A 21512-nucleotide genomic window follows, 5' to 3' on the forward strand; every position below is an offset into this window, starting at 1 on the left:
CGGTTATGCGCGTCCTAAAGGAAGAACAGGAACGTCACCACGACGAAGATGGGCAGCAGGATCAGGCCGGACCAGGCCATGTAGCCAAAGAAGCTGGGCATCGCGATACCCCGTTCTTCGGCAATCGAACGGACCATGAAGTTCGGCGCGTTCCCGATATAGGTATTTGCCCCCATGAAGACCGCGCCAGCTGAAATCGCCAGCAAGGTGGTCGACAATTCGTTCATCAGAACCTGGGCATCACCACCGGCGGTGTTGAAGAACACCAGATAGGTCGGCGCATTGTCCAGGAAGCTGGACAGAATCCCGGTCGCCCAGAAATACATCGCATTCACCGGCTCGCCATCTTTGGAAACCAGGGAAACGATCGGTTCCAGCGCACCATCGGTTCCCGCCTTCAGAATCGCGATAGCCGGAATGATCGTCATGAAAATGCCCGCGAAGAGCTTGCCGACCTCGACGATCGGAAACCAGCTGAACCCGTTCGCCCGGCGGCTTTCGATGGAGGTCAGATGCCAAGACAGCCCGGCCAGCCCGATCAGGGCCAGATCACGGACGATGTTCTGAAGCTTTACATCCACATGATAGATTTCGAAGGCGATCCCGGTTTTCCAGATGCCGGACATCAGAACGGCACCGATGACGCCGACCAGAAGCAGGATGTTGATCCCGCCTTCGATCCCCAGCGGATGGGTCTCCTCGTTCTCCTTGGGCAGACCGACCTGCGACCCGGCCTTGCGTTCTTTCGCAAACAGGATCGAATCCGCGATGTAGTAGCCAATCAGAAGCACGATGGACACGCAAAGCATCGGCACGAACATTTCCGTCGTCGGCCAGAAGAACGAAACCCCCTTGAGGAAACCGAGGAACAGCGGCGGGTCGCCAAGCGGCGTCAACGAGCCCCCGATATTCGCCACCAGAAAGATGAAGAACACCATGGTATGGACCTTGTGTTTGCGGTCCTCATTGGCGCGGATCAGCGGCCGAATCAGAAGCATGGCCGCTCCCGTCGTGCCCATCCAGCTGGCTATCACGGTTCCGATCAGCAGGATTCCCGTATTCACTGCCGGTGTTCCGGCCAGATACCCCTTCACCCGGACGCCACCGGCAACCGTGAACAGCGACAGCAACAGAATGATGAACGGCAGATATTCCAGGAACAGGACGTGGACGACCTCGTAGAGGGCCAGATTGAAGCCGTACACGAGGGTGAACGGAACCAGGAACAACAGCGCCCAAACCGCTGAAATCTTTCCAAAATTATGATGCCAGAAATGCGGCGCGACGAGCGGAAAGATGGCAATGGAAAGCAGCATGCCGACAAAGGGCACGACCCAGATCAGCCCCATGGAAGCCCCGTCGAGATGCGGGGCGCCGGGGGCGGCCGCAAGCGCGGACTGACCAAATCCGAACGAAGAAAACAGCAGAGCCGAGACGAATACGGTGGCGGCGGATCGGAGCATCGGCACGGTGTTTCCAAGCTGATTCGAAGGAAGGGCCCAGGGTCCGAAACACGGACCCCTCGTCCATAATACCCTGTCGCGGCAAGATCAAGGCGGGCTCTTCGTCCCGTCCTGCGCCCTGGCGTCCTCGTCCGGCTGCGGTGCAGCATCGGCTCTGGGATCGAGTTCGAAAGCCATGGGAGTGGACTTCGGAACGGCCTGAAATCCCTCCGGGGCCGGTTCGGCCCGCTCGGGACGCTGCCGCATACGCCACAGGATGAAGAGAGCGATTCCCGCATGGACGGATGCCGTCCACCAGAACAGGGCCTGGTGCCCGAACGCATCCATCAGCGCCGCGCCGGGCATCGCACCGATCAGGGCACCGACCCCGTACAGCAGTAGCAGACCGCCGCTCACGGATACGAAATCTTCCGGCCCCGCCTTGTCGCCGGCATGTGCGACGAGCATGGCATAGATCGATTGCGCGAAGGCGCCGTAGACGGCCGCGATGGACAGGATTAGGAGCACACCGTCGGAGAAGGACATCATCAGCCCGAGCGCACTGGCGCCAAAAAAGCAGCCGACTATCGGAATGCGTCGGTCAATTCGGTCGGACAGCCAGCCAATGGGCCACTGCAGAACGGCATTCCCGAGTATGACCGAGGTGATCAACATGCCGACCGTTTCGGTCGACAATCCGATTCCCTGGGCAAAGAGCGGCGCCAGGCTCCAGAATGCCCCATTTGCCAGACCGACACCGAGACTGCCCAGCGTGGCAACAGGGGATGTCTCATAGAGTCGACGCAGGTTCAGGCTGGCCGTGCGCAGCGGCGTCGGCGACGGAGAGGTGGTCACAGCGATCGGCACAAGCGATAGGCAGATCGCAATCGCCGCCACAAGGAACAGCGTGACTTCCTTTGCCGGGATGAACAGAAACACCTGCTGGCTGAGGGCCTGGGCGGCGATATAAACCAAGGTATAGATTGCCAGCACGCGGCCGCGGTTGCCCTGCCCGGCCTTTTCGTTCAGCCAGCCTTCGACGATCATCAACAACCCTGATCCCGCAAGGCCGTAGACGAAACGCAGCACGATCCACGGGGCCGGTTCGAGAAACAGCGCGAAGCCGAGTGTCGTGCTGGCGGTTATCGCGGCAAGCGCGCCGAAGGCACGAATATGGCCCACACGCTGAACCAGCCAGGGCGTCAATCTGCAACCGAGTATGAAGCCAATGAAATAGCCGGTGCCCATGCCGCCAACGAAGATCGCGTCGAAACCTTCCTGCCCGGCCCGGACAGGCAGAAGCGTGCCCATCATCGTATTGCCCCCGTATAGCAGGGCGATGGACAGCAGAATGGCGGCTATGGACCCGTAGATACCGGGCATGGGGAACTCCGGTTCGCTGATTTGCGATCAGCCTACCGAACGATTGGCCGGCGGGCCAGACAGGTTCAGCGGCGGGCGACCGGCTTTGCGGTCGGGACCCACTTCTTCAGGATCCGGCCATCGGAGGTTTTCACCTGGCTGCCTATGTCTGGTTTGCTGGTGAAATGCTTCGCAATTGTTTCGAACGGTATTACCGTGCCCGGCTCCTTCCGGTACGCACGGCGATAGACTTCGTTGTGGCTCATCATCCGGTTCAGATAGTCGGGCGAGTGATGGCCATATTTCCGCCAGATGCGGGACAGGAAGTTCTCGGCCTCCGGCTTCATCCGGTGCTGCGCGATGGGCGGACGGCTGTCCTCGAAGATATGAAAAACGGTAGGTTCGGTCGGTCCGGTCTCGCCGGCGACGAAGGTCGCAGGCATCAGCATGCGACCGTGATTCTCCGCGGCATAGAGTGCCTGCGCGATCCACAGCAACCGCTGGAGTTTCTGGGCAGGCAGATGCAGTTCGTCCCGACGACTCTGGTCGAAGAACCAGAGAGCGACATCCAGGGTCGATCCGACTACCGGAACCGTCATAACCGTTATAACCCTCTCTCGATTTCCAAAATCCTTTTCACTTGATATAGCAGGGCCGGTGCCTCAGATCGAATGCGCCGCGCCGAACCACAGAGAAAAGGAACCCCGTCATGGACATGCAAGGCGAATACCGGATTCCGGCGTCCCGCGAAACCGTATGGGATGCGTTGAACGATCCGGAGGTTCTGAAGGCCTGCATCTCCGGCTGCGAATCGCTGGAGCGAACCGAGGACGGTGGTTTCGAGGCGACCGTCAAGGCCAAGGTCGGCCCGGTCAAGGCGACCTTCAAGGGCGCGGTACGGCTGGAAAACGTCAATCCGCCGGAAAGCTACACCATCGTCGGTGAAGGCAAGGGCGGCGCGGCCGGTTTCGCCAAGGGCGGTGCCGACGTCAAACTGACCGAGGATGACGGCGAAACGATCCTGAACTACACGGTCAACGCTCAGGTCGGCGGAAAGCTGGCCCAGATCGGGGCGCGGCTGGTGGATTCCACGGCCAAGAAATACGCCACCGATTTTTTCGAGAAATTCGTTGAAATCGTGAACGACCGTGAGGCCGAAAACCGGGAAGTGGTCGCAGAGACGCCCGCTCCCGAACCCGAAACTCCCCCGCAAGCGGACCCGGAGGCACAGCCCGAGACCGGCCCCGAATCCAATGCGACATTGGGAAGTGCGGAAGATTCGGCAACGACCGCCTCCCATGCCACCCAGGACACCCGCGATGACATTGCGCGGGCGGCGATCGACGCGGTTGATGCAACCAAGGCGAAACGAAAGGGGCTGTCACCCTTCCAGTGGATCCTGCTGCTTGTCGCGGTTCTGGCAGGGTTGACCCTGCTGTTCGGCGGCGGCGGCCCGACGACCGGCACCGGCGGGTAATTCGCTACCGCACTCACCGGCGGGCGCTGATATCGGAAAAAGTCATAGGGAATTCACAAAACCCCTTCTCCGAGTACCCTTGACCCGCTACGAACGGCGCTCCAAACTCCCTGCCTGAGAAGGCGGCCTTGTCGAGGCTGTCCCGCCTGCACAGGGAGGATAACTGCATGCCAACCGTTTCCATGACGGTGAACGGCAAGCAGGTGTCGGGAGACGTTGAGGCCCGCACCCTGCTCGCTCAATTCATTCGCGAAAATCTGGATCTCACCGGCACCCATATCGGGTGCGACACCAGCCAGTGCGGCGCCTGCGTCGTGCACGTAAACGGCGATTCCGTAAAATCCTGCACCATGCTGGCCGTGGAAGCGGACGGCGCCGACGTCACCACGATCGAAGGCCTGGCCCAGGATACCGACGACCTGCATCCGATGCAGGAAGCCTTCCGTGAAAACCACGGACTTCAATGCGGATTCTGCACACCCGGCATGGTAATGAGCGCGCTGGATCTGGTGAAGACCAATCCCAATCCCAGCGAACATGAAATCCGGGAATGGCTGGAAGGCAATATCTGCCGCTGCACCGGCTACCATAACATCGTGAAGTCGATCGCCGCGGGCGCCGCTGCCATGCGCGGTGAGAAGGCCGCCGCTGAATAGCGCGCCGCCAATGCCGAATTCACGCGCGCAGGGGCCGGACGCCATGACGTCACACAGAAGCCTCGCGCCGCAACAGGGACTTCTTTCGGGAGAAACGTCATGAGTGCTACCGGAATCGGTGCTTCGGTAAAGCGTAAGGAAGATTTCCGCTTCCTGACCGGCCGCGGCAATTACACGGACGATATCAATCAGCCGGGCCAGACCTACGGCTATATCCTGCGCAGCCCGCACGCCCATGCGAAGATCAACGGCATCAACACCGATGCGGCTAAGGCCGCAAAGGGCGTGATCGCCGTCTTCACCGGCGCCGACATGGAAGGTGTCGGCGGCATTCCCTGCGGCTGGGGTGTCAACAACAAGGACGGCAGCCCGATGAACGAGCCGCCGCACCCTGCCCTTGCGGTCGGCAAGGTCCGTCATGTCGGCGACCAGGTCGCGATTGTGGTGGCCGAGACATATGCCCAGGCCAAGGACGCGGCGGAACTGATAGAAGTCGACTATACGGAACTGCCGGCCGTGGCGCACATGGAAGCGGCTCTGGCAGATGGCGCGCCGCTGGTCCATGACGATGCCGCACCGGGGAACCTCTGCTATGATTGGGAGCTTGGCGACGAGGCCGAGGTCGACGCGGAGTTCAAGAATGCCGCCCATGTCGTTTCCATCGACCTGACCAACAACCGCCTTGTCCCGAATGCCATGGAGCCGCGGGCGGCCATCGGCGACTACAACAAGGGAACGGGCGAATACACGCTCTATACGACCAGCCAGAACCCGCATGTGATCCGGCTTCTGATGGGCGCCTTCGTCCTGCAGATTCCGGAACATAAGCTGCGGGTCGTCGCGCCCGATGTCGGCGGCGGTTTCGGCTCCAAGATTTATCACTATGCGGAGGAAGCCATCGTCACCTGGGCCGCGGGCAAAGTACGCCGGCCGATCAAATGGGTGGCCGAACGCTCCGAGAGCTTCCTGTCGGACGCCCATGGCCGGGATCACATTTCCCATGCGGATCTGGCCATCGATGCCGACGGCAAGTTCCTGGGACTGAAGGTCTACACGAAGGCGAATATGGGGGCATATCTGTCCACATTTTCGACCTGCGTGCCGACCTATCTCTATGCGACGCTGCTGGCCGGCGTCTACACGACGCCGAAAATCTATGCCAATGTGAAGGCGATCTTCACGAATACCGTGCCGGTCGATGCCTATCGGGGGGCAGGACGCCCGGAAGCGACCTATCTGCTGGAGCGTCTTGTCTCCAAGGCAGCACGCCAGCTCGGTATGGATCAGGTCGAAATTCGCCGGAAGAACTTCATTCCCGCCGACGCGTTCCCCTATCAGACACCGGTTGCCCTGACCTATGACAGCGGCAACTACGAGGCCACGCTCAAGAAGGCGATGGAACTGTCCGATTGGAACGGGTTCCCGGCCCGCAAGACGGAGGCCGCCGGGCGCGGAAAACTGCGCGGAATCGGTATTTCGACCTATCTCGAGGCCTGCGGCATCGCCCCGTCGGCGGTCGTCGGCTCTCTCGGTGCCCGTGCCGGCCTGTTCGAAAGCGCGAATGTCCGCGTGCATCCGACCGGCTCGGTGACGATCTATACCGGGTCCCACAGCCATGGTCAGGGGCACGAGACGACCTTTGCGCAGCTGGTGTCCGAGACCCTGGGCATTCCGCTGGAGAATATCGACATCGATCACGGTGATACCAACCGCATCGCTTTCGGGATGGGCACCTATGGATCGCGGTCGCTGGCGGTCGGTGGTGAAGCCATCATGAAGGCCCTGGGCAAGGTCATCGACAAGGCCAGCAAGATCGCCGCCCATCTGATGGAGGCCTCGCCGGAGGACGTCGAGTTCAAGGACGGCAAGTTCACCGTCGCAGGGACGGACAAGGAGGTCGATTTCGGCACCGTGGCGCTGACCGCCTATGTACCGCACAACTTCCCGCATGAAACATTGGAACCGGGGCTGGAAGAAAACGCCTTCTATGATCCGATGAACTTCACCTATCCCGGCGGATGCCATATCTGCGAAGTTGAGATCGATCCGGATACCGGCGTGACGGAAATCATCAACATGACCGCCGTCGACGATGTCGGCCGCGTCATCAACCCGATGATCGTCGAGGGTCAGATTCACGGCGGTCTTGCCCAGGGGATCGGGCAGGCACTGCTGGAATCCTGCGAGTATGACGAAAGCGGGCAGCTGATTTCCGGGTCCTACATGGATTACTGCATGCCGCGGGCCGACAACCTTCCCGGGTTCCAGGCAACGACGGAGAGTACACTTTGCGCGCATAACTCTCTGGGCGTGAAAGGGTGCGGCGAAGTCGGAGCCATCGGCTCCCCGCCGGCAGTAATCAATGCGGTGCTCGATGCACTGGCGGAGCGGGGTGTCGAGGACATCTCAATGCCCGCAACGCCGCAGAAGGTTTGGCAAGCGATCCAGTCCGCCAGTGTCCCGGCCGCGGCCGAGTAACCGGCGGAGGATGAAAGGATAAGAAAATGTACGATTTCTCGTATCACACACCATCGACCGTCGCTGACGCCGCCAATGCGATGTCCGGCGCCGAGGACGGCAAGATTCTTGCCGGTGGCCAGACCCTGCTGCCGACGATGAAACAGCGCCTGGCGGCGCCCAGCGATGTCGTGTCGCTGCGCGGCTGCCGGGATCTGGTCGGCATTGCGTCCGACGGGGCCACGGTAACCATTGGTGCCATGACGACCCATGGTGCCGTCGCCGCATCGGCCGAGGTCAAGGCGGCAATTCCCGCCCTCGCCGCCCTGGCCGGCGGGATCGGGGACCCTCAGGTCCGCAATCGCGGCACGATCGGCGGGTCCCTGGCCAACAATGACCCGGCCGCCGATTATCCTGCGGCCGTCCTCGGATTGGGCGCGACGGTTGTGACGACGAAGCGGGAACTCTCCGCCGAGGAATTCTTCCAGGGTATGTTCGAGACTGCATTGGAAGACGATGAGATCATCACGGCGATCCGTTTCCCGGTGCCGAAATCCGCAGCCTATATGAAGTTCGATAATCCGGCATCGCGCTACGCCCTGGTGGGGGTTTTCGTGGCCCATACCGATGGCGGGGTCCGGGTCGCGGTCACCGGCGCCGGTCAGGACGGCGTCTTCCGGGCGGGCGGAATTGAGGAGCAAATCGCTTCCGGACAAACCCCGGACAGCAGTTCGATCGATGAGGGCTCGCTCAATGCCGACATTCACGCCTCCGCTGCCTATCGCAAACATCTGATCGGTGTCATGGCGAAACGGGCGGCCCAGGCCGCCGCGGGCTGACCTCCAGGTCTCTCCGCATTCGATTGATCCAATGGGACCCGCCTGGTGCGGGTCCCTTTTCTTTTTTCGGATCTCTGGGCAGAGTAATGCCATGAAGGGGGAATCGGGGAACGCAGCCATGGTACGGCGATTGATCATGATCGTGGCGATTCTGACGGCCCTTTCCGGCCGGGCGACGGCACAGGATTTCCGCGAGATGGAAATGATCTGCAGCGACGCGGGCCGGGAGCCGGCGCCTCGGATCTCCGCTTGTACCAGCCTGATCGACGGTGCGGCCTTCACCGACCTTTCGGACTACGCCCGTACTCATCTGAACCGTGCAGCGGCCCGGCAATCGGCCGGGGAACTTGATGCCGCGCTGACGGACCTTGATACGACTTTGGATTACGATCCCTACAGCTTCGAAGCCTATATGAACCGCGGCGATCTTCTGCTGCGGCTCAATGAACCTTATCGAGCGATCGCGGATTTCAGCGTTGCGGCAGGCCTCAATCCCCTGTCGGCAACGCCTTATGCCAGACGGGGGCTCGCCCTCTATGCACATCGGGAATACGGATCGGCAATCCAGGATCTGGAAACCGCACTCGGCCACGATCCCGAACTGCGCGAGGCAAGGCAGACCCTTGCCTGGATTCTGGCAACGGCCCCCCTGCCCGAACTTCGGGACGGTCAACGCGCTTCCGACCTGCTGCAGGACATCGAAGCGGAAACGGATCAGACCGGGATCGTCGAAGCGGCCGTCCTTGCAGAATCCGGGGACTTGGATGGTGCGCTTTCCCGCTATCGGCAGATTGCCGACGGCAATGCGGCGGCGACGTCGCGATTTCAATCCTATCTGCAATCGGCGGGCTACTATGACGGTCCGATCGACGCGACGTTCAGTGCGGCTCTGGAAGACGCCCTGCGTCGCTGTCTTCAGAATGGCTGTCGCATCGGGGCTCCGCGATCAGCCCGATGAGCGATCCGGAAAAAAGTCCTCTGACCGCCGAAGAACGCCCCAGCGATGGCACTGCCAAGGCAGAACCGCTGATCGTGGCGGTCCTGGCGAAATGGTTGCTGTTCACGCTTTTGGGCCTCGTGATCGTGATGGCAGCGGCCTGGCCGTTCCGGATCGAACTTCTCAACCGTTTCGGGCCGGGGCTCGCGTCCACCCAGCTTGGCCTGGATATCCGGTTCATTGCGACGCGGGCGGATTTTGATCGGATCGAACTGTCCGATGTTGCCGTCCAAAACGGCCCTTCGGCCCGAACGATCATTGTTTCATTCACCGCAAACCCCTTTTCGACACCGTTCCTGCAAAACGTCACAGTCGACGGGCTGCGGATGCATGTCACAGCCGATGACACCGGGGTTGTGGTTGAGGGGCTGGATCTGCCGCCGCCCTCCGCGACCGAAGACACTGGACCGGTCGACGTTCCGGTCCGCCGGTTTGTGCTCACCGATCTCGTGGTCGAAGTCGACAGCCCTGTCGGACGCAACACGCTTTCCGGGGAAGTGGATCTGTCCCTGCCTTCAGCGCCCCGCCTGTTCCCTCTGAATGGACGGCTCAGGTTGGAAGATCCCGTTTCCAGAAGTGCCGTACTGACCGAGTTCGATTCATCGAATGACAGCTTTTCCGCTACGGGAACCGGAGACCTGTCTCTAGCGCACTGGCTGCCGTTGAGCCCGGGTATCGAGTCGGCCCGCGGCAGAGCCACCGCGCGTTTCGACTTTTCCATGTTGGGCCGGCCCTCGGATGCAGGGCGTCAGGTCGGCGGAGAGGTCGAGCTTGCCTGGACCGGCGCCGGGCTGAAACCGAAAGGATACCCGGAACTGTCACTAGAGGACGGATTGATCGAAGTGGCGAGTGACGGCGCCACGCACAGGGTGACGCTGCCGCAACCCATTGAGATCGCCGCTACCAGCCTCCCCGAATTCCTGGTCGCACAGGTCCCGGACACGTTTCGGCCCTATCTCAGCGGCGCCCCCCAGATTGTGCTGGATGCGCGGACGGATGATCCCGCGCTGGTTTTCGGCACCACTGACACGGAAAGCCGCCTTGATCTCGATATGTCGGCTTCGCTGACCATCGGGCCGCTCGCGGCGGAAATCGAACCGGCATCCCTGACCCTGGACCCCGACCTGGCCCCGAAAGCCGTCTTCATCCGGCGTTCCAGCCTGTCCGTGCTGCGCGGCGTCGACCTGCCCCGGGATCTGTCGGCCCATCTTGAGCTTGGTGCCCTGGAACTGGATCTGGCGGCCTATCTCCGAGGCGCCTTCCCTCCAATTCGCCTGTCCTACGCCCTGGAGGGCACGATGACGGGGACCATTTTCGATCCTGTCTGGGTGCGACAGGCGACGTTTCGTGGAGAAGGAGTCGCGGATCTCGATGAAGGTCTTGGCGGGATCGGCATTACCGTTGAACCGGGCGGCCAGGTGCGTGCCGACGGTCTGACCGGAACCGGAGACGCGCGCCTGTCCCCCGATCTTCGGGTGGATGTGGCCGGGCGAGATCCGCTGTCCGTTCGGATCGGCTTCGATGACCCGGCCGGCAGCTTGGAGGCCAAGGGATCACTGCGAATCGGTGAACTCAGCGTTGCCCTGCCCGGTCGCGACGGGACGACGTCGATCCGGTTCGGGCGGCAACCGGCGTCGATCGAGTATTCGGGCGGAGCCCTGGGCGTCGTCCTCGGACCGTCGGACATCGCCTCACCGTCACTGGACGCCGCGGCCCTCGGGTCCGTAATCCGTGGCACATGGCACGGCAAAACCGGCACCTTTTCTTTCAGCAGTGAACAGCTGATGACCAGCGGACGCCCCATTGCCCCGGGACGCGCTGCGATCGACCTCGCGGTCTCCTTGACGAAGGACGGTCGGCTTTCGGCTGAGGGGCCGATCTCCCTCGCCGACGGTGCGATTTCCGCCAATCTTGGCGTTGCCCAAACCGAACAGGCGCCGGTTCAGACCCGAATTTCTCTTTCCACGCAGCCGATCACCTTCGGAAGTGGCGGTATCGATCTCGTCGATTTCGTGCCGCCGCGCTTCCTTGTCGATGCGAATGCCCTGCCGGCGTTGTCCGGACGGGTGTCTGCATCGCTGGAGGCTGTCCTCAGCGATACCGATGTTTCAGGCACCCTGGCCTTGGACCTGGCTGACCTCGCGGTCAAATCCTCAGAAGGCGCCGTGCAGGGGCTGAATGGGCCGCTGACCTTCGATCTGGCGAATTTTCCGGCCACGCTTGGCACGCACGCCTTCACGGCGTCGGCGAGTCTGCCCGGCATGCCGACAGTGCCGGTTTCAGCGCGGTTTCGGGTCGACCGCAACGCCCGTATCAACATCGATGAAGCAACCCTGACACTGTTCGGGGGCTCCATCGCGCTGATCGATGCCGTCGCAGATGCCGCGAATGGCAGCTTGGAGGGGACGGTCCGTCTGCGGCGGGTCTCACTGGCGGATGCAATGACCATGATCGATATCGAAGGTGTCGAGGCCACCGGTCAGGTATCCGGTTTGCTGCCGATACAGCTTCGGTCCGGGGATGCGGTCATCCAGGGCGGCAGCATCGGTGCTGAGGGAGGCGGTGTTCTCAAGGTCGACAATCCTTCGGTCAATCGGGCCCTCGCGAGCGATGAGGAGACTGTTCAACTGATGACGGAGGTCCTGAAGGACTTTCACTATGACAGCCTCACCGCGGAGGTGGACTTGCCCGAAGACCGGGATGGTACGATCCTCCTGAGCATGGGCGGACGCAATCCCGCAGTCCTGGAAGGACATCCGTTTCAGCTGAATATTTCCCTGGAAAGCGATTTCCGAAAACTTTTCCGTGTCTTGCAGCAGGTTCTTAACCTCTCGACGGATATTCTTGGGCGCCGATCCCGCGATTGACAAGGCAGCAATGTCTTTCGGTTCGGGGAAATCTTGCCTAGTCTTCCAATAGACACGCGGACCTCCTAGGGAGCCGCATTCTAAAGAAAGGTGCTGAAATCCGTGAGTGGACCTGCCCGCATACCGATATGGCCCATTGCCGTGCTGGCATGTGCGGTTGCGATTTCCGCATGTACACCCAAAGTTCAGGTGGAAGCGCCCCGCGAGCCGATCACCATCAATCTTAATGTAAAACTGGACGCGGATGTCCGTCTGCGTTTGATCGAAGAGGCCAATGATGACGTCGATTCGAACCCGATCTTCTGACAAGGCTGACAGCCTGAGCGCGCCGGATCGCCGTTCCCTGCTGCTGGCAGCGGGTGGGCTTCTGGTTGCAGCCGGAGTTCTCATCCCGGGCCTTGCCAGGGCGGCTGATCCCCTCGACGCCCCACGCAATATCGGGACGGTTGGGGAACGCCATGACGGTTATGCAGTAGCCCGCGACGGTGCTAGTGCCGAAACACAGCAACTTGTCGACAGCATCAACCAGAAGCGCCAGGCCTTCTACAAATCCAAGTCGGCAGAACAAGGCGTATCGATTTCGGCCATTCAGGAAATCTATGCCAAGGCGATTTTCGACAAGGCCCCATCCGGCTGGTGGTTCCTGACCCAATCCGGGTGGCGGCAAAAATAGTCACGTCCCGTCCGGGATAGATAAAATCCCAGCTAGCTTCGCTACACTTTCCCGTGGTGATGGCATAGGCTCTGCTCGATCAGCCCTGTCGGGGTGACTTTTCGCCCGGCGCATTCTCGTCGGCTGGGTATGGTTGGGGAGCAATCGCCTTGGATGGTGAGATTCGAACACTCGGTGACGGAGAAGTGGTTTTCCGTCAGAACGAGCCGAGCGATTTCGCCTGCCTGATCGATTCCGGCGAAGTAGAGGTTTTCACGGAGTCTGAAGAAGGCGAGATCACCATCGCCCTTCTGGGACCCGGTGAGATGCTGGGCGAAATGGGCGTCATTGACGGCCGCCCCCGCTCTGCATCGGCCCGTGCCAAAGGCCCCGTGACCGTGCGGTCGTTTCCGGCACGGGACTTTCTGCAACAAATCAGCATCGACCCGAAGTTCGCATCGGACATCATGGCAGTGCTGGTATCCAGGCTGCGTCGGACAACGGCCAGTGTCGAAGCCGCGCCAAGATCGCGCGCAACCCAACCTGAAGGCCGACCCGGCGCCGTTTCCGGCATTCAGGAACAGTCCGTAACCACCGAAGTGAGTCCTGCCCCAGCCCCCCAACCTGGCGGCCATGCGGGTTCCGCGAGTTCCAGGGTTCAGGCGCCCGTCTCGAACCCGCCGGAGAAGAAAACGGCAAAACTTGTCTTGGGGAAGCCGGCGCCGGCGCTCAAGAAGCTGGAGGTCTCTCCGGACGCCGCCGTGGGCGGCCCGCAACGCGCTGATCGTCCGATCGGATCGGAAGAGTCCGGCGCCGCCAATCTCACCGGCAATCTGCCGCGTGTCCTCATAGGCCCACTTCTGGGCGATCCGCAGGGAATCTGCTTCGAGGCGCTGCAGACATGGCTCGACCGTGCCGACAGTTTTGTGACCATCAACTGGACGGACGACAGGTTTGCCGAGCCCGGCCTGTCCTGGGATGACCGCATATCCCAGGCACGGCGGGCCATTGCGGAGGCCGGGGCTGCTCTCGCGCTGGTCGGGGCGGTCCAGAGCCCGGAGACGCCACGCCTTCTCGAGATGGCGGTCGTGACGCCCTGGCCGGATGAGGAAGCGCGAGTTGGCGGATTCTCCATCCATGACCGCTTCTTCATCCCCATCGACGCTACGGACGAGACGCTGAACTATGTCCATGCTCTCATTCGGGCGGCCATTCCCGGCCGCGTGCAGGGGTTGGCGGAGGCCCTCGAACGAGATCTGCCGCTGGATCTGCCGCGTGCCCGTGCGTCGGGCGTGCTGAACGAAAACCGGCTGTCCAAGCAGGCCATAGGGCATCAACTGGTGACTTTCGGCAATGCGATCTCCCGGGCGGCGCTTCTGGAACAGGGAAGCAAGGCCCTGGATGATGCGGCCGAAGCCTATCGCGAAGCCATTAAAACCCTGCCGGTCGAAGACTCCCTGGGGCGCGGCATGGCCTTCCTGCATCTTGCCCTTGTCCTGAACGCAAAGGCCGAACGGGCGGACAGCCTGCCCGATCGGATGTTGGCCCGGGATGCCGCCGCCCAGGCCGCGAAGCTTTTCGACCCCAGAAAGCACACCTATCAGTTCCTGACGGCGCATGCGCGATACGGCGCAATTCTTTATCGATGTGCGCTGGCGACCAGCAATCTGGACGCCTGCAAACAAGGTGTCGAAGCGTTCAATCGTGCCCTTGCCGTCTGCGACAAGCGCGTCATGCAGGACCCGTGGGCGGATACGATGAACGGGCTAGGGCAAATCCTTGTGCTGCTGGGGCGCTTGGCCAAGAACACGGAGTTCCTGACCTGGGCCGCACAAGTCTGCAAGAATGCCATGGAAATCCGCAATCGCGAGCATAACCCGCTCGGTTGGGCCAGAACCCAGAACAACCGAGCCACAGCGCTATATCTCCTGGGCCGCGCCGAGGGACAGATTGCCCTGCTCAAGGAAGCCATAGAGGCCTTCACATCCGCGGCCGTCGTGTTTCAGACGTACCGGGCAAAGTCACTTGCCGACACGGCAAAAAGGAACCGCAAACACGCCGAAGGTGCCGTCAACCGGCTGGAATCCGGAAAGGTCGGCAGGGATGAGGCATGGTGGACCGGCTGACGGCCCGGCCGTAAATCGGTTGAGACGACCCGGTCTCGCGCTATATCGTGCGGTTCTACCACACCGTTTGAAAGAGGCCGCATGACCTCCCTTCCCGACTCCGTCGACGATACGCTCGCATTGCTCTCTGCCGGGGATTACGTTTCCGACCGGTCTCTGGCGACCGCGCTTTATCTGTCGCTCAAGCTGAACCGGCCGCTGTTTCTCGAAGGAGAGGCCGGCACCGGCAAGACCGAAATCGCCAAGGTCTTGTCGAAAACACTGGATCGGCCGCTGATCCGCCTGCAGTGCTACGAGGGCCTGGATGTTTCCTCGGCGGTCTATGAATGGAACTACGGCCGCCAGATGATGGAGATCCGTCTGTCCGAAGCCGCCGGCAGCGGCGACAGGCAATCCATGGAAGACACGCTGTTCTCGGAACGGTTTCTGATCAAGCGGCCGATCCTCCAGGCGCTGGAAAGCGCGCGCGCCGGCAAGCCGCCCGTCCTGCTGATCGATGAACTGGACCGCACGGATGAACCTTTCGAAGCGTTTTTGCTGGAGGTCCTGTCCGACTTTCAGGTAACCGTGCCGGAATTGGGCACGATCAAGGCGGACGAGCCGCCTCTGGTGGTGCTGACGTCCAACCGGACGCGCGAAATTCACGACGCGATCAAGCGTCGCTGCTTCTACTACTGGGTCGATTATCCGGACGCCGCGCGTGAACTGGAAATCCTGTCGGTGAAGGCGCCGAACGCCCCGGCCGAACTGTCCCGCCAGATCGTCGCCTTCGTCCAGAAGATCCGAACCCTGGATCTTTTCAAGCTGCCGGGTGTTGCAGAGACCATCGACTGGGCTCAGGCACTGACCCAGCTGGACCGACTGGCCCTCGACCCCGATACGATCAATGACACTCTGGGGGCGCTGCTGAAATACCAGGATGACATCGCCAAGCTGCGCGGGTCCGAGGCCGCACGAATTCTGGAGGAAGCCAAGGCCGAACTGGCGCAGGAGGGGGCCGCCGCGTGACGGACGCGTCCAAACCCGCCGCCAACCTCGTTGTCGGACAGGCCGACGGTGGCCACCTTGCCGAAAACATCATGCATTTCGCGCGCGTTCTTCGCGCGGCCGGCCTTCCCGTCGGCCCCGGAAAGGTTATGGAGGCCCTGGAGGCCGTATCTGCGGTCGGCGTCGACAACCGGAAGGATTTCTACTGGACCTTGCACGCCGTTTTTGTGAATCGCCGCGACCACCGCGACCTGTTCGATCAGGCATTTCATTTCTTCTGGCGAAACCCGAACCTGCTTGAAAAGGCGATGGCGATGCTGCTGCCGGCCATGAAGGGTGAGCAGGAGGCGCCGAAGCAGGAGATGGCGACGCGCCTGGCGGAAGCCCTGGCCAAGGAAAGCCCGCCCGGCGAAAACGAATCCGAAGACGACGGGGACGACGAGTTCGACATTGATGCAACCCTCACCTTCTCGAAACGCGAAGTCCTGAGCGAAAAGGATTTCGAGAAGATGACCGGCGCGGAGCTGGACGCCGCCCGAAAGGCGATCCGTCAGATGCGGCTTGCGTTCAAACCGGTCCCGACGCGCCGTTTCTATCCCGATCCCAAGGGACGGCGGACCGATCTGCGCGCCACATTGCGCCGTGCGGCCCGGACCGGCGGGGATCTCGGGAAACTTGCCATGCGCAAGCGGCGCCGTCGTGTGCCGCCGCTTGTCATACTGTGCGACATTTCGGGGTCGATGGACCGCTACGCCCGAATGATGCTGCATTTCATTCACACACTGACCAATGACCGGGATCGGGTGCAGAGCTTTCTGTTCGGCACACGCCTGACGAATGTGACCCGGACCATGCGGCGCAAGGATCCGGACGTCGCGGTGGATCAGTGCGCGGCTCTGGTTCAGGACTGGGCGGGCGGTACGCGCATCGGCGTCACACTTGCCGAGTTCAATCGCGACTGGTCCCGCCGGGTCATGACACAGGGGCCGATCGTCCTTCTGATATCGGATGGTCTCGATCGGGATGGCGCGGCCGGGCTGCCGGAAGAAATGGAACGCCTGCACAAATCCTGTCGGCAGCTCATCTGGCTCAACCCCCTGCTGCGCTGGGACGGGTATCAGCCGAAAGCCAGCGGGGCACGGGCCATGATCAATCACGTGGACAGTTTCCGTCCGATCCACAATCTGGACAGCCTGTCGCAACTGGCAGATGCTCTGTGCCGCGATCCGGGGCCACGCGAAACGGGCGGATGGAAGGAGCATGCGGCATGACGACGGATATCAACGACCCCCTTCAGGCAGCCAAGTCCTGGCAGGATTCCGGACTTTCAGTGGCCTTGGCCACGGTCGTCGAAACATGGGGTTCCTCCCCCCGCCCCGCGGGAAGCCAGCTCGCGGTAAACGAAAAGTCGGAATTCGAAGGCTCCGTGTCGGGCGGGTGCATCGAAGGAGCCGTCGTGACTGAAGCCCTGGATGTCATGGAAACGGGTGTGCCGAAACTGATGGAATTCGGCGTCTCCGACGCCATGGCATGGGAAGTGGGTCTCGCCTGTGGCGGGACCGTCCGGGTCTTCGTCGAGAAACTGGAGAAGTGAGGTGAAGCGCGCCCTTCTGGACCGTCTGGACTCGTTCCGGGCGGAAAGCCGTCCCGCCGCGCTCGTCACCCGCATTGCCGATGGCGCACAGGCGCTCGTCGCCGACGGAAAGGTTGCAGCCGGAGACCTGGAACTTGGCGATCCGATTTTCGAAGCCATTGAAACCGCATTGCGGCGTGACAAGTCCGGCCCCGCAGAGCCCGGCCTGTTTATCCAGGTCTTCAATCCGCCGCTGCGGATGATCCTGGTCGGTGCAGTTCATATCTCCCAGAATCTGGCACCGATGGCGGCGATGACGGGGTACGATGTCACGATCATTGATCCCAGAGGCGCCTGGGCCAGTGAGGCCCGGTTTCCGAACATCGACGTCGTCCAGGATTGGCCGGAAGAAGCAATGGAACGCCTTGCGCCGGACCGCCGAACCGCCGTTGTCGCCCTGACCCATGACCCGAAGCTGGATGACCCGGCCCTCGCGGTGGCGCTCCGATCCGACGCCTTCTATGTCGGAGCCCTCGGCAGCCGGAAGACTGCAGCGGCGCGAGCCATCCGGTTGAAGGAATCAGGCGTGGCCGATGCGGATATCGCACGGATCGACGGCCCGATCGGTCTGGATATTGGCGCGGTTTCCCCGGCTGAAATCGCCGTCGCAATTTTGGGCAAGGTGACCGTGACCCTGCGCGGCCCGAAAGGGCGATGAATGCATTTCGGACCGGTCCCTCCCCAGGATGCCGAAGGGGCGATCCTTGCCCATTCACTCGATGCCGGCGGCCGTCGCCTGAAGAAGGGCCGCGTTCTGTCGGCGGATGACTGTGTAAGCTTGGCAAAGGCTGGTCTGGCGGCGGTAACAGTCTGTCGACTCGGCCCCGATGACCGCCACGAGGACCTGGCCGCCGACATGCTGGCAGCCGCCGCGACCGGCCATGGACTGTCCTGCAGTGCGGCCTTCACCGGTCGTGTCAACATGATCGCCGATGCGCCTGGCATTCTGGTCTACGACGATGCGGCGCTGCGTGCGCTGAACAGGGTTGATGAAGGCATTACGCTTGCAGCCCTTCCACCTTTTAGCCGCGTCGCTGCCCGACAGATGGTGGCAACGGCGAAGATCATCCCGTTCGGTGTACCGCAGGATGCTCTGAACCGGGCCCTGCCGACCGCACCGCTCCTGAACCTGCATCCATTCCGGCCGGTCCCGCTATCCCTGATCCAGACCGAATTGCCGGGGACAAAACCGTCGGTTCTCGACAAGACCGAAACCGTCATGGAAGACAGGGCAAGGTCGCTCGGCGCCCGGATGTCGGTGCCGGTTCGTTGTCGCCATGACGAGGACGCCCTCACCGGCGCTTTGAAGGAGGCGGCTTCCGCCGCCCCTACGGCGATCACGGTTGTCGGCGCTTCCGCCATTGTCGACCGTCGCGATGTCATCCCGGCAGCGATCGAGGCCGCCGGAGGCGAAATCCTGCATTTCGGCATGCCGGTCGATCCGGGAAACCTTCTCCTTCTGGGGCGAATTGGCGATATCCCGGTGATCGGCGCGCCGGGTTGCGTACGGTCGCCGAAGCCGAACGGATACGATTGGGTGCTGGAGCGCCTGGTTGCTGGCCTGCCGGTCGACGGTCCGGCGATCATGGAAATGGGGTCCGGCGGCTTTCTGAAGGAAATTCCGTCCCGCCCGCTACCCCGCGCCGAAGCCGACCCCGCACCGCCCGCCATGGCCGCCCCGAGGATTGCCGGAATTCTGCTTGCGGCGGGGCAGTCGCGGCGCATGGGACCTGTCAACAAACTGCTGGAAACCCTTGATGGGAAAAGCCTTGTCCGCCACGCCGCAGAGACGATGCTGGCGGCAGGCGTCGATAGTGCTACGGCTGTGACCGGTCATGAATCCGACCGTGTCCGCAAGGCACTGGATGGCCTGGACATGGCCTACACCCTGAATCCGGACTATGCGCGCGGACTATCCGAGACCGTCAAGAGGGGGGTTGCTTCGGTTCCCGACGAGGCCGATGGCGCCCTGATCTGCCTCGGCGACATGCCGCGGGTCCAGGCATCGACCATCCGGAAACTGATTGCCGCCTTCGATCCGGTCGAAGGGCGGTCCATTTGCGTCCCGGTGCACAATGGCAAACGGGGCAACCCGGTTCTTTTATCCAGGCGGTTCTTTGCGGAAATCATGGAGCTTTCCGGCGATTCCGGGGCCAAGGCACTGATATCCGCCTATGAGGATCAGGTCGCGGAGGTCGCGGTGGACGATCCGTTCATTTTCCTGGACCTGGACACACCGGAGGCACTCGAGCAGGCCCGCTCCGACAGCGCATTGAAGGGTTGAGCCGCAGCGAAAACCGGTGTCATAGTCGCGCGGAGTATTTGTCTGAACATTAATTCCGAGAAGGCTTCACAATGACGGAACGGTTTGACGCGATCATCATCGGGGCGGGCGTTATCGGCTCCGCGGTTGGTCTGGAACTGGCCCGAAAGGGCTACAAGACACTGAATGTCGATAAGCTGCCAGCCGCCGGCTATGGCTCGACATCGGGATCCTGCGCAATCATCCGGACCTACTACTCCACCGTCGACGGTTCCGCGCTGGCCTATGAAGGGTACTTCTACTGGAAGAACTGGAAGGACTATCTCGACGCGCCGGATGACGAGCCCCTGGCCCAGTTCCATGAAACCGGCACGATGGTCACGAAATGCGAGGCCAATGACTTCATGAGCCGCGCCAAGGAAATCGCGGACGAAATCGGCGTGCCCTATGAGGAATGGAGCAACGACGACATCCGCAAGAAGATGCCGCATTACGACCTCCGCTGCTTCTATCCCGCGAAGAGGCCGGAGGATGACGGTTTCGGGGAACCCACCGGCGGCGAAGTCGGCGGCGCGGTCTATTTCCCCAAGGGAGGCTACATCAACGATCCGCAGCTATCCGCCCAGAATCTGCGCAGCGCGGCCGAACGGGCGGGCGGCGCCTTCCGGTTCAATGCTGAAATCACGGAAATCCGAAAAAATGGGGACGGATCGGTTGCCGGCATTACCCTGAAAGACGGCAGCCAGATCGACGCCCCCATCGTGGTCAATGTCGCGGGCCCGCATTCCGCCAAGGTCAACGCCATGGCCGGCGCCCTGGACGACATGAACGTCAAGACCCGCGCGCTGAAGCAGGAAGTGGTCCATGTGCCGATGCCCGTGGAAGGGTGGTACGAGAATGGCTGGGTCACGTCGGACAGCGATATCGCCTGCTATACACGGCCGGAGAAGGGCAACTTCCTGCTGATCGGTTCGGAGGATCCCCCCTGTGACGAGCAGGCCGAGGTCGATCCGGACGACTGGGACCGGAATTTCAGCGAACAATGGCGTGTTCAGGCCCTCCGCGTGGCTCAGCGCATTCCCTCCCTTGGTATTCCCAGCCAGATGAAGGGCGTAACCGAGCTTTACGACACTGCCGATGACTGGATTCCGATCTACGACAAGTCGCAGGTACCGGGATTTTACATGGCCGTCGGTTCCTCCGGGAACCAGTACAAGAATGCGCCCGTCGCGGGCAAAATGATGGCCGAACTGATCGATGCGGATCAGAAGGGTCAAGATCACGACAAGGATCCGGTCCAGTTCAAGATGGATTATACCGGCCGCACATTGAATCTCGGCTTCTTCTCGCGGCGCAGGACAATCAACAAGGACAGTTCTTTCTCCGTCCTTGGATGACATGCGGTTCACCGGGGCTTCGGCCCCGGTTTTCTTTTGAAACAGTGCGTTATGCCAACGTCCCGGATTGAATGGCGGGCCGCCCGTCCCGGCTATGCAAAAAACGCTGCCCCCCCTTGCAAAAAGCAGGAAAGCATCCGGGCGATTTATCATTGAACCTGAACACCGATCGGTTAGATAGGCGATACGAACAACGGGTCACGGCCCGCCCCGAAACCGAAGCGCACCGCGCCAGACTGTAGAGAAGGAGACGATCGATGGATAAAGATGATCTGATCCGCATGTACCGCAACAATGCTGCCTCTTGGCCTGCGGTGGTCGGTCTCTATTCCATTCTGGTCGGCGGGCTGATCGCCT

18 protein-coding genes are annotated in these 21512 nt (G+C 61.8%); 15 read left to right on the forward strand and 3 right to left on the reverse strand.

The annotated features are described in order from the left end of the window. Positions 1 to 14 precede the first annotated feature (14 nt). The 3 genes from R8L07_19030 to R8L07_19040 all read right to left on the reverse strand — a co-directional run bounded on the left by R8L07_19030 (position 15) and on the right by R8L07_19040 (position 3403). Complete coding sequence (locus tag R8L07_19030; GenBank protein ID MDW3207635.1) at positions 15 to 1349, reverse strand: sodium:proton antiporter; 1335 nt, start codon at positions 1347 to 1349, stop codon at positions 15 to 17. A 201-nt stretch (positions 1350 to 1550) separates the two neighbouring features. Then, a complete protein-coding gene (locus tag R8L07_19035; GenBank protein MDW3207636.1) occupies positions 1551 to 2825 on the reverse strand; it encodes an MFS transporter in 1275 nt (424 codons plus the stop codon). A 65-nt stretch (positions 2826 to 2890) separates the two neighbouring features. After that, the gene (locus R8L07_19040; protein MDW3207637.1) at positions 2891 to 3403 is read right to left on the reverse strand and encodes a DUF4065 domain-containing protein; all 513 of its coding nucleotides are present in this window, start codon (positions 3401 to 3403) and stop codon (positions 2891 to 2893) included. Positions 3404 to 3513: 110 nt separating this feature from the next. On the opposite strand from R8L07_19040, the gene R8L07_19045 reads away from it, so the two are divergent. The 15 genes from R8L07_19045 to R8L07_19115 all read left to right on the forward strand — a co-directional run bounded on the left by R8L07_19045 (position 3514) and on the right by R8L07_19115 (position 21155). After that, positions 3514 to 4281: a carbon monoxide dehydrogenase subunit G gene (locus R8L07_19045; GenBank protein ID MDW3207638.1), complete on the forward strand. Its 768-nt coding sequence runs from the start codon at positions 3514 to 3516 to the stop codon at positions 4279 to 4281. Between the two features lie 167 nt (positions 4282 to 4448). Beyond that, positions 4449 to 4937, forward strand: coding sequence for a (2Fe-2S)-binding protein (locus tag R8L07_19050; protein ID MDW3207639.1), 489 nt, complete (start codon positions 4449 to 4451; stop codon positions 4935 to 4937). A 99-nt stretch (positions 4938 to 5036) separates the two neighbouring features. Then, positions 5037 to 7415, forward strand: coding sequence for a xanthine dehydrogenase family protein molybdopterin-binding subunit (locus R8L07_19055; protein ID MDW3207640.1), 2379 nt, complete (start codon positions 5037 to 5039; stop codon positions 7413 to 7415). A gap of 26 nt (positions 7416 to 7441) precedes the next feature. Further along, a complete protein-coding gene (locus tag R8L07_19060) occupies positions 7442 to 8233 on the forward strand; it encodes a xanthine dehydrogenase family protein subunit M (GenBank protein ID MDW3207641.1) in 792 nt (263 codons plus the stop codon). A gap of 118 nt (positions 8234 to 8351) precedes the next feature. After that, a complete protein-coding gene (locus tag R8L07_19065; GenBank protein MDW3207642.1) occupies positions 8352 to 9191 on the forward strand; it encodes a hypothetical protein in 840 nt (279 codons plus the stop codon). Continuing rightward, entirely contained in the window at positions 9188 to 12097 is a 2910-nt protein-coding gene (locus R8L07_19070; protein MDW3207643.1) for a YdbH domain-containing protein, read from the forward strand. Before R8L07_19065 ends, R8L07_19070 begins: the two co-directional genes overlap by 4 nt. A gap of 189 nt (positions 12098 to 12286) precedes the next feature. Continuing rightward, positions 12287 to 12403, forward strand: coding sequence for a YnbE family lipoprotein (locus tag R8L07_19075; protein MDW3207644.1), 117 nt, complete (start codon positions 12287 to 12289; stop codon positions 12401 to 12403). Further along, positions 12372 to 12770: a YdbL family protein gene (locus tag R8L07_19080; GenBank protein ID MDW3207645.1), complete on the forward strand. Its 399-nt coding sequence runs from the start codon at positions 12372 to 12374 to the stop codon at positions 12768 to 12770. Before R8L07_19075 ends, R8L07_19080 begins: the two co-directional genes overlap by 32 nt. A 149-nt stretch (positions 12771 to 12919) precedes the next feature. Further along, positions 12920 to 14875, forward strand: a complete 1956-nt coding sequence (locus R8L07_19085; GenBank protein ID MDW3207646.1) for a cyclic nucleotide-binding domain-containing protein — start codon at positions 12920 to 12922, stop codon at positions 14873 to 14875. Between the two features lie 81 nt (positions 14876 to 14956). After that, entirely contained in the window at positions 14957 to 15883 is a 927-nt protein-coding gene (locus tag R8L07_19090; GenBank protein MDW3207647.1) for a MoxR family ATPase, read from the forward strand. Continuing rightward, positions 15880 to 17133: a VWA domain-containing protein gene (locus R8L07_19095; protein MDW3207648.1), complete on the forward strand. Its 1254-nt coding sequence runs from the start codon at positions 15880 to 15882 to the stop codon at positions 17131 to 17133. Before R8L07_19090 ends, R8L07_19095 begins: the two co-directional genes overlap by 4 nt. Beyond that, complete coding sequence (locus R8L07_19100; protein ID MDW3207649.1) at positions 17130 to 17456, forward strand: XdhC family protein; 327 nt, start codon at positions 17130 to 17132, stop codon at positions 17454 to 17456. The genes R8L07_19095 and R8L07_19100 overlap by 4 nt, the downstream gene beginning before the upstream one ends. A gap of 1 nt (position 17457) precedes the next feature. Continuing rightward, on the forward strand, positions 17458 to 18153 hold the full coding sequence (locus R8L07_19105) for an XdhC family protein (protein MDW3207650.1): 696 nt from the start codon (positions 17458 to 17460) through the stop codon (positions 18151 to 18153). Then, the gene (locus R8L07_19110) at positions 18154 to 19779 is read left to right on the forward strand and encodes a molybdopterin-binding/glycosyltransferase family 2 protein (protein ID MDW3207651.1); all 1626 of its coding nucleotides are present in this window, start codon (positions 18154 to 18156) and stop codon (positions 19777 to 19779) included. A 71-nt stretch (positions 19780 to 19850) separates the two neighbouring features. Beyond that, the gene (locus R8L07_19115; GenBank protein ID MDW3207652.1) at positions 19851 to 21155 is read left to right on the forward strand and encodes an FAD-dependent oxidoreductase; all 1305 of its coding nucleotides are present in this window, start codon (positions 19851 to 19853) and stop codon (positions 21153 to 21155) included. The last annotated feature ends 357 nt before the right edge of the window (positions 21156 to 21512 follow it).

Source organism: Alphaproteobacteria bacterium (assembly GCA_033344895.1).
Lineage (GTDB): Bacteria > Pseudomonadota > Alphaproteobacteria > UBA8366 > Aestuariispiraceae > Pacificispira.